Source organism: Nonomuraea rubra, assembly GCF_014207985.1.
Lineage (GTDB): Bacteria > Actinomycetota > Actinomycetes > Streptosporangiales > Streptosporangiaceae > Nonomuraea > Nonomuraea rubra.
On record NZ_JACHMI010000001.1, the window covers coordinates 9,469,983 to 9,482,339 of the forward strand.

The following is a 12,357-nucleotide window of genomic DNA, read 5'->3' on the forward strand; positions in this document are numbered from 1 at the left end:
AAGAGAGCGTTTCGATGACCGAGGCCCCTGGCTTCGATCCCCAGCAATCAGAATTCAGCCGCCGCGCGTTCGTGCGCTCGGCGGCGCTGGCCACGCCGGCCGTGGCCCTGGCCGGTCAGGCCGGCACGGCCGCCGCCTCGGCGCCCACGCCGTCACCGTCGCCGAGCCCGAGCACGCAGGCGACCACAGCGGCGAAGCCGAAGATCCCGGCCTTCCCCGGCGCCGAGGGTGCCGGCAAGTACACGACCGGCGGCCGGGGCGGCGCCGTGTACGAGGTGACCACCCTGGCCGACGACGGCCCCGGCTCGCTGCGCGAGGCGGCCGCCAAGTCGGACGGCACGATCGTCTTCCGGGTCGCCGGCACCATCAGGATCAAGGGCGGGCTCGACATCACCGGGTCCAACCTCACGATCGCCGGGCAGACCGCCCCCGGTCACGGCATCACCGTCGCCGGCAACGAGACGGCGATCAAGGGCGACAACATCATCCTGCGCCACCTGCGCTTCCGCGGCGGTGACGAGATGGGCACCCCGATCGACACGTTCGCCGCCCGCGGCGTGAAGGATCTGATCATCGACCACTGCTCCTTCTCCTGGGGCGTGGACGAGTGCTTCTCGGTCTACGGCAACACCAACGTGACCGTGCAGTGGTGCATCATCTCCGAGGGCCTGACGAACTCGGTGCACGACAAGGGCCGGCACGGCATGGGCGGGCTGTGGGGCGGCGACACGGTCACCTACCACCACAACCTGCTGATCCACGAGAACGCCCGCAACCCGCGCTTCAGCTTCGAGGAGGGCATGGCCCTGACGGTGGATCACCGCAACAACGTGATCTACAACCACGGCATCACCTCCTGCTACGGCGGCGAGTGGTCCAACGGCATCAACCTGGTCGGCAACTACTACAAGCCGGGCCCCAACACGCTGCCGAAGACCGCCAGGGAGATCGTCGCCCCCGGCCGGTTCGGCCAGTGGCACGTCAGCGGCAACGAGATCGAGGGCCACGCCGACGTCACGGCCGACAACACGCTCGGCATCACCTACCCGATCGGCGGCATCACGCTGCTGCCCAAGCCGGTGGAGTTCGAGCACGGCATCACCGAGCAGAGCGCGCGGGAGGCGTACGCGACCGTCCTGGAGCAGGCGGGGGCCACCCTGCCGCGGCGGGACGCCATCGACGCCCGGCTGGTCACCGAGGCGCGCACCGGCACGGGCCGGCACATCAACTCCCAGAAGGACGTGGGCGGCTACCTGCCCTTACCCACCGAGGTACCCGCACCGGCCGACACCGACAAGGACGGTATCCCTGACGAGTGGGAGACCGCGCAGGGGCTGGACCCGAACAACGCCGACGACGCCAAGGCGGTCGGCGGCGACGGGTACACGAACCTGGAGCGGTACCTGAACTCGATCCAGCGGGCCGGGGCCCGCAACCCGGAGGTGGCGATCACCTCCCCCGCTGTCGACCAGGTGTTCGCGGCGAACAAGGACAAGCAGCCGGTCGCGATCACCGCCGACGCCAGGGCCCTCGACGGGGCGAGCATCGCCAAGGTCGAGTTCTTCCACGGCGACGAGAAGATCGGCGAGTCGGCGGCGGCGCCGTACCAGGCGACCTGGAAGGGCGTCACCGACGGCACCTACTTCCTGACGGCCAGGGCCACCGACAGCACGGGCTCGGCCACCACCTCCTCGCTGGTGCCGATCCACGTCAACCGCACCAGGACGCACCCGGGCTGGCAGGTCAAGGACATCGGCGAGGTGCCGATCCCGGGCAACACGGCGCTCAAGGACGGCGTGTTCACGATCAAGGGGTCCGGCAAGATCGCCGGGTGGAAGGACTCCTTCCACTTCGCCTACAAGGCGGTCGGGTTCAGCAAGCGCGGCGAGGTCCTGGAGATCACCGCCCGCCTGGACGGCGTCAGCAAGAATCACGTCGACGCCGTGGCCGGCATCATGGTGCGGCAGGACCTGGAGCCGAACTCGCCGTTCATGATGGCCGGCATCGGGTTCTCGGCCAGCAACGAGGACGGCTCCCGCAAGCGCGCCAAGGCGATCAGGGTGGCCTCCCACGGCACGGCGCCGAGCGTCGGCGTGTACCCGCCCACCAGCGAGGATCCGCTGGACGACAAGCCGTACTGGCTGCGCCTGGTCTGCCGGAGCCTGCCGACCGGCGGGGACACCGAGTTCGAGGCCTTCCTTTCGGACAACTCGCTCAACTGGGAGCGCATCGGCTACGAGCGCATCGTCATGCGGACCGGACGGTTCTACGTCGGCCTGGCCGTGGACGGCAACCAGGAGGCGAACGGCGTCCACGTCTACACCACGGCGACCTTCAGCCAGGTCAAGGTCAATCGTTAGACCTGAGAACGGAGCACCCATGACTGACCAAGTTTTCACGAGGAGGAGCCTGCTCCGCGGCGGAGGTCTGCTGATGCTGGCCACGGCCACCGGCTGCAGCTTCTTCGACACCGACCCGAACACGGGCACCGCCGGCGCCGCACAGGCCGCCGACCTGTCGGCCAAGGAGGCGCCCGCGCTGGCGGAGCTGGTCAAGGCCGGCAAGCTGCCGCCGCTGGAGCAGCGCCTGCCGAAGAACCCCCTGGCCGTCACCCCGCTGCAGGAGCCCGGCAGGTACGGCGGCACGTGGAGCTCCGCTCTGGTCGGCGAGGACGACTGGGACTGGCTGATCTTCGCCCTCTACGAGCCCCTCGTCCGGCTCAAGCCCGGCACGAACGGCCAGAAGGGCCCGGACGACATCATCCCCAACGTCGCCGAGTTCGAGGTGAAGGACGGCGGCCGGGAATACGTCTTCCGCCTGCGCGAGGGCCTGAAGTGGTCCGACGGGCAGCCCTGCACGGCCGACGACATGCTGTTCGCCTTCGAGGACGTGGCCACCTACCACGACCTGCACACGACCGGCATCTACGACCTCTACCTGGAGAACGGCAGCACCACCGAGCGGGTCAAGGTCGAGAAGGTGGACGAGCGGACCGTCCGCTACGTCTACAAGGAGCCGAAGGCGGGCCTGCTGTTCCAGATCGCGGTCGCCACGTTCGAGCGGGGCGGGGCGAGCGGGTTCCTGCTGCCCAAGCACTACCTCAAGCAGTTCCACAAGAAGTACAACCCGGACGCCGACAAGCTCGCCAAGGACGAGCAGCTGGAGGACTGGACCCAGCTGTTCATGCAGAAGAACGACGTCCCGCACAACGCCGACATCCCCACGCTGCACGCCTGGAAGATCACCAACGCGATCGGCAAGGGCACCGCGGTGGTGGCCGAGCGGAACCCGTACTACTGGAAGGTCGACCAGCAGGGGCGCCAGCTCCCCTACATCGACCGGTTCAGGTCGGAGATCCTCGGCGACGTCGAGGTGGAGCTGCTGAAGATCATGAACGGCGAGCTGCACATGCAGCTCCGCAACTTCAACACGCCGGAGAACAAGCCGCTGGTCGCGCAGAACGCCGCCAAGGGCAAGTACCGGATCTTCGACGTGCAGAGCCGGCTGAGCAACACGATGATCATCCAGTTCAACCAGACGATAGCCGACGAGGGCCTGCGCGAGCTGTTCAGGAAGAAGGACTTCCGGATCGGGCTGTCGTACGCGATCAACCGCAAGCAGATCATCGACGGCGTGTACGCGGGCCAGGGCGAGCCCTGGCAGGGCGCCCCCTCCAAGTCCAACGCCCTCTACGACGCGGACTTCGCCAAGCAGTACACGGAGTACGACGTCGCCAAGGCCGGCGAGTTCCTGGACAAGGCCGGCCTGACGGAGAAGGACGCCGACGGCAAGCGGCTCGGCCCCGACGGCAAGCCGCTGATGATCACGGTCATGGCCGACACCGAGTTCCCCCATCACGTCCAGGCGCTGGAGTTCGTCAAGAAGGACTGGGAGGCGGTCGGGGTCGGGCTGCGGGTCGATCCGGTGTCGTCCACGCTGTACGACGAGCGCACGATGGGCAACAACCCGCAGGCGTCCGCGTACACGTGCAGCGACTTCGACGTGATCACCGGCACCGGCGGCGACCACTACTACGTGCCGAGCAACTCCGGCAGCGCCCGCTACGCCATCCGCTGGGCCCAGTGGTACGGCAGCAAGGGCAAGAGCGGCGACGAGCCGCCGGAGGAGGTGCGCAAGCAGCTGGAGGCGTTCACCACCATGCGCACCGAGCCGGACTTCACCAAGGCGCTGGAGCATGCCAAGGAGGTCGTGCGCATCTCCAAGGAGCAGTTCTACGCGATCGGGATCAGCTCGTACCCGAACGAGTACGGCATCGTCTCCAACAGCTTCAAGAACGTGCCCGAGTCCATGGCCGCCGCCCCGGTGAACCCCGGGCCGACCATGCCCGAGCAGTACTCCCTCTGAGGGGCCGACGTGCTGGGTTACTTCGGCCGCCGCCTCCTCTACGTGGTGGTGACGCTCTGGGCGATCTCGATCGTCACGTTCGTCATCATCAACCTGCCGCCCGGCGACTACGTCTCGACGCTGATCGCGAACGCGGAGTCGGGCGGTGAGGGCATCACGCCCGCGGAGGCCGCCAACCTCAGGGCGCGCTACGGCCTGGACGATCCGATCTTCGTCCAGTACTGGCGCTGGATCTCCGCCATCGTGCTGCACGGCGATTTCGGTCAATCGTTTGCCTGGAACCAGCCGGTCGCCACGCTGATCGGCGAGCGGGTCGTCCTGTCGGCGGTGCTGTCGATCGCCTCGCTGCTGATGGTCTGGGCGATCGCGTTCCCGATCGGCATCTACAGCGCGGTCAAGCAGTACTCCTGGGGCGACTACGGCTTCTCCTTCCTCGGCTTCATCGGGATGGCGATCCCCGAGTTCATGCTGGCGCTGGTCCTCATGTACGTCGGGTTCCGCTACTTCGGGCAGAGCGTGGGCGGGCTGTTCTCACCCGAGTTCCAGGACGCGGCCTGGAACCTGGGCAAGGTCCTGGACCTCCTCGGCCACCTCTGGGTGCCGATCGCGGTCATCGCGGTCTCCGGCACGGCCGGCATGATCCGGGTGACCAGGGCGAACCTGCTCGACGAGCTCTACCGGCCCTACGTGCACACGGCCAGGGCCAAGGGGCTGCCGGAGTGGAAGCTGCTGCTGAGGTACCCGGTGCGGATGTCGCTCAGCCCGTTCTTCAGCACGGTGGGCTGGCTGCTGCCGGGGCTGATCGGCGGCGAGACCATCGTCTCGGTCGTCATGAGCCTGCCGACCGGCGGGCCGCTGCTGCTCAGCGGGGTCATGAACCAGGACATGTACCTGGTCGGCAGCTTCATCATGATCCTCAGCCTGCTCACCGTGGTCGGCACCGTGCTGAGCGACCTGGCCCTGGCGTGGTGGGACCCGCGAATTCGCAAACGGTACAAGAGAGAGTAGCGCCGCATGTTTCTCAGGCGACCCACGACGAAGGAAGCAGGGACGCTGCCGCAGTGGCGGCTGATGTGGCGGCAGTTCCGGCGGCACCGGCTCGCCATGGCCGGTGCGGCGATCCTGATCCCGGTGTACTTCGTGGCGATCTTCGCGGAGTTCTTCGCGCCGATGTCCAGCTCGACGGCGAACACGTCGATGACGTACGCGCCGCCGCAGGTGCTGCACTTCTCCGGCGAGCACGGCCTGCACGTGTACGGGTACACGACCGAGCGCGACCCGAACACCTACGAGCAGCGCTACACCGAGGATCCCTCCCAGGTGACCGAGGTCGGGCTGTTCGTGCACGGCGACGAGTACAAGCTGCTCGGCCTGATCCCGTCCGACATCCACCTGATCGGCCCCGTGCAGAAGGGCGAGCCGTTCTTCCTCCTGGGCTCCGACCAGAACGGGCGGGACCTGCTGTCCAGGCTGATCCACGGGGCCAGGGTGTCGTTGTCGATCGGCCTGGTCGGGGTGGCGGCCAGCTTCCTGCTCGGCATGCTCATCGGCGGCATCTCCGGGTACTTCGGCGGCGGCGTGGACAACGTCGTGCAGCGGGTCATCGAGTTCCTGATGGCGATCCCGACGCTGCCCCTGTGGATGGCGCTGTCGGCCGCGCTGCCGACCGACTGGGGGCCACTGACCCGATATTTCGCCATCACGGTGCTGCTGTCACTGATCGGGTGGACCGGGCTGGCCCGCGACGTGCGCGGGCGGTTCCTGTCGCTGCGCGAGGAGGACTTCGTCACGGCCGCCCGGCTGGACGGCGTGGGCCGGCTGTCGATCATCTTCCGGCACATGATCCCGTCCTTCGCCAGCCACATCATCGCCTCGCTGTCGCTGGCCATCCCGGCCATGATCCTCGGCGAGACCAGCCTGAGCTTCCTCGGCCTGGGCCTGCAGGCGCCGGCGGTGAGCTGGGGCGTGCTGCTGGAGGGCGCGCAGAACGTGCGCGTCGTCGCGAACGCGCCGTGGCTGCTGGCGCCGGGCGTCGCGGTGGTGGTCGTCGTGGTCGCCATGAACTTCTTCGGGGACGGCCTCAGGGACGCCGCCGACCCGTACGGAGCGGCGAGCCGAGCCCGGAGAAGGAAGCCCTTCTGGCGTAACCGCGCAGGGCGACAAGCGAGCGCGACCATCAACACAGCAACAGGAAGGTGAGCAGGCGTGCCCGCAGACGACGTGCTGCTTGAGATCGAGGACCTGCGCACGCACTTCCTCATGGACGACGGCGTCGTGTGCGCCGTGGACGGCGTGGACCTGAAGGTGCGCCGGGGCGAGACGCTGGCCATCGTCGGCGAGTCCGGCTGCGGCAAGAGCGTCATGGCCCGCTCGATCCTGCGCCTGGTCGATCCGCCGGGCCAGATCGAGGGCGGGAAGATCACCCTGCACCGCGAGAGCGGCCCCGTCGAGCTGGTCGGCGCCGACCCGAAGCTGCTGCGGCAGATCAGATGGAACGACATCGCGATGGTCTTCCAGGAGCCGATGGCCTCGCTCAGCCTGGTGCACACCATCGGCAGCCAGATCGTCGAGGCGGTGCGGCTGCACGAGAACGTCGGCAAGGCCGCGGCCCGCAGGCGCGCCATCGACATGCTCGACCGGGTCGGCATCCCCATGCCGCAGCGGCGGGTGGACGCCTACCCGTTCGAGCTGAGCGGCGGCATGCGGCAGCGGGCCATGATCGCGATGGCGCTGTCGTGCAACCCCAGCCTGCTGATCGCCGACGAGCCGACGACCGCGCTCGACGTCACCACCCAGGCGCAGATCCTGGAGCTGCTGCGGGACCTTCAGGACGAGTTCGGCATGGCGATCATGCTGATCACGCACGACCTCGGGGTGGCGGCGCAGGTGGCCGACAGCATGGCCGTCATGTACCTGGGGCGGGTGGTCGAGTACGGCGCCGCCGAGCAGGTGCTGGCCGCCCCCCGCCACCCCTACGCGCAGGCGCTGCTGCGCTCGATGCCCCGGCTGGGCCGGGCCAGGCAGCGGCGGCTCACCGCGATCAAGGGCATGGTCCCGCCCCCGTACGCGCGGCCGGACGGGTGCTTCTTCCACCCGCGCTGCGACCACGTGGTGGCCGGGCGGTGCGACGCGGTCGAGCCGCGCCTGCTCCAGGTGGCGGACCGCGAGGTCTCCTGCCTGCTGTACGAGGAGGACGTATGAGCGAGGAACCCCTGCTCAAGCTCGAAGGGCTGGCCAAGCACTTCCCCATCCGCAGCGGCCTGCTGGGCCGGCAGGTCGGCACGGTGAAGGCGGTCGACGAGGTCGATCTGGACATCGCGGCCGGCACCACGCTCGGCCTGGTCGGGGAGTCCGGCTGCGGCAAGACCACGCTGGGCCGGTGCATCGTGCGGGCGCACGACCCGACCGGCGGGCGCATGCTCTACCGGCGGCCCGACGGCTCGGTGATCGACGTGGCGGGGCTGAGGGAGAAGGAGCTCAAGCCGTACAGGGCCGAGGTGCGGATGATCTTCCAGGACCCGCACTCGTCGCTCAACCCGCGCAAGACGCTGCGCGAGATCATCGGCGAGCCGATGCGCGTGCACAGGTACGGCACCCCGGACGAGATCGACCAGCGGGTCGGCGAGCTGCTCGAACGCGTCGGCCTGCGCCCCGAGTACGCCAACCGCTACCCCCACGCGTTCAGCGGCGGCCAGCGGCAGCGGGTCGGGATCGCGCGGGCGCTGGCGCTCTCGCCCCGGCTGGTCGTCGCCGACGAGGCGGTCAGCGCGCTGGACGTGTCGGTACGCGCCCAGATCCTCAACCTGCTCATGGACCTCCAGGAGGAGTCGGACCTCGGCTTCCTGTTCGTCAGCCACGACCTGGGCATCATCGAGCACGTCGCGGACGTGGTCGCGGTCATGTACCTGGGCCGGGTCGTCGAGCAGGGCCCGACCGAGGAGCTGTACGCGCGGCCCCTGCACCCCTACACCGAGGCGCTGCTGTCGGCCGTGCCCGACCCGGACCCGGCGGCCAAGCGGCACCGCGAGCGCATCAAGCTGCTGGGCGACATCGCCGACCCGGCGCACGTGCCGCCGGGGTGCCCGTTCAACCCCCGTTGCGTGTACGCCAAGGACGAGTGCCGCACCGAGCGGCCGCCGCTGCGCGAGGTCGGGGGCCGGCGCGTGGCCTGCCACTTCGCCGAGGAGCTGGACCTGCGCGGCGTCCCCGACCCCGACGTACGAGAGGTGACCGCGTGACCGACCCCCGATCCGACACGACCGTCCAGGCGACCGGCCCCCGACCCGAGACGACCGTCGAGGCGGCCGGCCCTCGATCCGTCACGGCCGGGCAGGCGGCCGATCCCCGCTTCGACGGCATCGTGCGGCCCTCGGCCGTGCTGCCGGGCACCCGCGAGGCGCTGCTGCCGGTGCCGCACGGCCCCGACAACCACGCGGCCAACCTGCTGCGCACCCGCGGCGGCGAGCTGCTGTGCACCTGGTTCAGCGGCCCGCAGGAGGGCGACCCCGGCACGAACGTGGTGGTCTCGCGCCTGACCGGCGGCCGCTGGGAGCAGCCGCTGCTCATCGCGGCCGACCCGCGGCGCAGCGAGCAGAACCCGGTGCTGTTCGAGGACGGCGACGGGCTGGTGTGGCTGCTGCACACCTCCATGGAGCCGCACGACCAGACCACCGCGCACGTGGTGGCCCGCACCTCGCCCGACGCCGGCCGCACGTGGAGCGAGCCCCGCGTGCTGTTCCCCGAGCCGGGCAGCTTCGTCCGGCACCCGCCCGCCGTCCTGGACGACGGCACGTGGGTGCTGCCCGCCTACCACTGCACCGCCACCGGCGACCACAGCGTGGTCAAGACCAGCGCGGACGGCGGGCGCACGTGGACCGAGCACCAGGTCCCGGGAAGCGCGGACCTGGTCCAGATGACGATCGCGCAGCGGCCCGACAGGCGGCTGCTGGCGATGTTCCGCGACCGGCGGGCGGGGCGGATCCACGCCTCCACCTCCTCCGACGGCCGCACCTGGTCCGCTCCCGAGCGGACCGAACTGCCGAACAACGACTCCTCCGTCCAGCTCACGAGGCTCGGCGACGGACGGCTCGCGCTCGTCTACAACGACGCGAGCCTGGAGCGCGACCAGTTCAGATGGGTGACCAAGAACGGGGAGCGGCGCAGGAAGGCGCTGCGCACCCCCCTGGTCGTCGCCCTCTCCGAGGACGGCGGCGAGAGCTGGCCGCACCGGCGGACCGTGCAGGAATCCGACTCCGAGTACTGGCAGAACGAGCTCGGCTACTCGTATCCGAGCGTCATCGACGGCCGAGAAGGACGGCTGGACGTCGCCTTCTCCTATCTGCGGAAGACCATCAAACACCTGGAGATCGACGCTTCATGAGAATTCGGCAGAGCCTTTTATACGGCGCCCTGGCGGTGGCCGTCGGCGTGCCCTCGTACGTGACGGGCGGGCTCGGCGACGGCGACGTGCGGGTGGCGCCCACCGGGGCGTACGCCTGCCGCCAGGACGTGGCGGCCCCCGACCCGGACGTCCCCAAGGTGCACGCGGCGGCCATCACGCAGGCGCCGACCGGTGACCTGCTGACCGTCTACTACGGCGGCACGTCGGAGGGTGCCGCGAACCAGGCGCTCTACCTGTCACGGCTGGCGACCGGCAAGCAGACCTGGTCCAAGCCGGAGGTCGTGGTCGACGAGCCCGGCAAGGCCGACGGCAACCCCGTGTTGTGGTCGGACGGCAAGCGGGTCTACCTGTTCTACGTCGTCATCGAGGGGCACGGCTGGGAGCAGGCCTCCATCCGGCTCAAGACCTCCGACGACGGCGGCCGCACCTGGAGCGAGCCCACCGTCATCCGCTCCGAGTGGGGCTGGATGGTCGGCACCAACCCGATCCGCATGTCGAACGGCGAGGTGCTGCTGCCCATCTACGACGAGGCGAACTCCAGCTCCGGCTTCTACGTCTTCAGCCAGGACCTGAGCACGTGGAAGGCGTACCCGGAGGACACCGGGGCCTGGATCCGCACGCCGGAGGGCTCGATCCAGCCGACCGTGGTGGAGGTGGAGCCCGGACGGCTGGCCGCGTACATGCGGACCGGTGACAACGCGATCTACAAGAGCGAGTCGACCGACTTCGGCCGCACGTGGAGCGCTCCGGTGGCCGAGCCGATCGGCAACCCGAACTCCCGCGTCGCCGCGCTGAAGCTGGCCAACGGCAAGCTCGTGCTGGCCTACAACCCGTGGGTCGAGCACCGCTCCCCCATGCGGCTGTCGCTCTCGCCGGACAAGGGGCGCACGTGGGAGAACTCGGTGGACGTGGAGGCCCAGTCGGGCCCGCAGTTCACCTACCCGGTGCTCACCCAGAGCTCCGACGGCTTCATCCACCTGGTCTACTCCTACAACCGCAACAACATCAGGCACGTGGTCCTCAACGAGGAATTCCTGCGCAACGCGGTCGGCCTGCTCTCGAACTGGCCCGAGCACACGATCACCGAGTTCAAGAACAACGTCCGGCGCAATGTCGTGCGCCAGTGCAGCTATTCCCCCGTCAAGGAGAGTCAATGATGAGCAAGGTCCGCGGGATCGCGCTGCTGGCGCTGGCCCTGTCCGTCACCGCCGTCCCCGCCAACGCTTCCGCCGCCGCTTGCAAGGACGTGCCGAACCGGTACAACCTGCCGTTCAGCGTCTGCGACGACGAGCTGTTCATCTTCGCCGCCAACTACAAGCCGTTCGAGGCGACCGTCGAGGACGAGCAGGGGGCCGCGACGAGGGTCTTCGACGAGATCATCGGCAACAAGCTGCGCGCGGCGTTCCCCGACGTCAAGATCAAGTACGCGACGTGGGACTACCCCGTGCGGTACGAGGACCTCAAGAAGGCCGGGGTCACCCCCGACCTCATCATCGAGGACCCGAAGAACCGCATCGACCGCGACCTGGAGCCGATGGGCTGGGTCGGCGACCTCACCGCCGACCTCCAGAAGGCGGGCATCGACCTGAACACGCTGAACCAGGCCGCCGTGGAGCTGACCAGGTCGCGCTCCGACGGCGGGATCTACGGCGTGCCGCTGTTCATCGACGAGCACGTGCTGCTCTACAACAAGAAGATCTTCGACAAGTTCAAGGTCAAGTACCCCTCGCCCGGGATGACCTACGACGAGGCGTTCAAGAAGGCCAAGCAGCTGACCAGGGACGACGGCCTGGATCACTACAAGGGCTACATGCAGCACCCCGACCAGTACCTGGACTTCAACCAGGCCGGGCTCTACCCGTTCCTGCCGACGACCAGCGAGCAGCCCGCGCCCGAGGACGTCAAGGTCGACATCAGCAGTGACGCCTGGAAGACGTACGTCGACAACCTGTACCGCTTCCTGGAGATCCCGCGCAACGACTTCACCACCGTCACCGACTTCTTCAAGGGCGACATGAGCCAGCCGGGCCACCTGGCCATGGCGGTCGACACGCTGTCGCGGCTCAACATGTACGCCGGCAGCGAGCTGTTCATCGAGGACGGCGACGAGGCGGCCTTCGCGGAGCAGGCCAAGAGCGTCGACATCGGCGTCAGCGCGATCCCGGTGCTCAAGAGGGGCGACAAGACGATCTACCAGCCGAACACGCGGGCCGCGTTCGTGCCGCCGGCTGCAGCGCACAAGGATCAGGCGCTGCAGCTGGTGAAGTGGATGGTCTCCGAGGAGGGTCAGACGGAGCTGTCCAGCCACGGCGTCAAGGCGGTCCTGCAGACCGACAAGGTCGTGCAGAGCTTCGGCAAGGCCATCCCCGAGCTGGCGAAGATCGACGCCTCGGCCCTCTACTGGGGCGAGAACGCCGCGATCTCGAACTACCAGAACACCGAGTACTGGGACCTGCCGCTGTGGTCGGTCTACCGCCAGCACATCCTGCGTGACGGCGGGACGCCCGAGCAGGCGCTGGCCCTGTCCCAGCAGCAGGACATCCCCAACTACATCAAGGCGCAGGCCGCCGCAGGGAAGGATTGGTAACACT

Annotated in this window: 9 protein-coding genes; all 9 read left to right on the plus strand. The window is 68.9% G+C overall.

Features of this window, described 5'->3' with window-relative positions; genetic code table 11:
• Positions 1-14 precede the first annotated feature (14 nt).
• Genes HD593_RS43170 through HD593_RS43210 form a run of 9 tightly spaced genes read left to right on the plus strand, consistent with a single transcriptional unit; the run spans position 15 to position 12,353 of the window.
• Positions 15-2,360 (plus strand): Ig-like domain-containing protein, encoded by a 2,346-nt coding sequence (locus HD593_RS43170; RefSeq protein WP_185108402.1) that lies wholly within the window; start codon positions 15-17, stop codon positions 2,358-2,360.
• 19 nt (positions 2,361-2,379) lie between these two features.
• The gene (locus HD593_RS43175) at positions 2,380-4,365 is read left to right on the plus strand and encodes an ABC transporter substrate-binding protein (protein WP_185108404.1); all 1,986 of its coding nucleotides are present in this window, start codon (positions 2,380-2,382) and stop codon (positions 4,363-4,365) included.
• Between the two features lie 9 nt (positions 4,366-4,374).
• Positions 4,375-5,373 carry an ABC transporter permease gene (locus HD593_RS43180; protein ID WP_185108406.1) on the plus strand — a complete coding sequence of 333 codons (999 nt, stop codon included), beginning with the start codon at positions 4,375-4,377 and terminating at the stop codon, positions 5,371-5,373.
• Positions 5,374-5,379: 6 nt separating this feature from the next.
• On the plus strand, positions 5,380-6,564 hold the full coding sequence (locus tag HD593_RS43185; RefSeq protein ID WP_185108408.1) for an ABC transporter permease: 1,185 nt from the start codon (positions 5,380-5,382) through the stop codon (positions 6,562-6,564).
• 6 nt (positions 6,565-6,570) lie between these two features.
• Positions 6,571-7,566, plus strand: a complete 996-nt coding sequence (locus tag HD593_RS43190; RefSeq protein ID WP_312904135.1) for an ABC transporter ATP-binding protein — start codon at positions 6,571-6,573, stop codon at positions 7,564-7,566.
• The gene (locus HD593_RS43195) at positions 7,563-8,603 is read left to right on the plus strand and encodes an ABC transporter ATP-binding protein (protein WP_185108410.1); all 1,041 of its coding nucleotides are present in this window, start codon (positions 7,563-7,565) and stop codon (positions 8,601-8,603) included. Before HD593_RS43190 ends, HD593_RS43195 begins: the two co-directional genes overlap by 4 nt.
• Positions 8,600-9,745 (plus strand): sialidase family protein, encoded by a 1,146-nt coding sequence (locus HD593_RS43200; protein ID WP_221525280.1) that lies wholly within the window; start codon positions 8,600-8,602, stop codon positions 9,743-9,745. Before HD593_RS43195 ends, HD593_RS43200 begins: the two co-directional genes overlap by 4 nt.
• On the plus strand, positions 9,742-10,923 hold the full coding sequence (locus HD593_RS43205; RefSeq protein WP_185108412.1) for a sialidase family protein: 1,182 nt from the start codon (positions 9,742-9,744) through the stop codon (positions 10,921-10,923). Before HD593_RS43200 ends, HD593_RS43205 begins: the two co-directional genes overlap by 4 nt.
• On the plus strand, positions 10,920-12,353 hold the full coding sequence (locus HD593_RS43210; RefSeq protein ID WP_185108414.1) for an ABC transporter substrate-binding protein: 1,434 nt from the start codon (positions 10,920-10,922) through the stop codon (positions 12,351-12,353). Before HD593_RS43205 ends, HD593_RS43210 begins: the two co-directional genes overlap by 4 nt.
• The last annotated feature ends 4 nt before the right edge of the window (positions 12,354-12,357 follow it).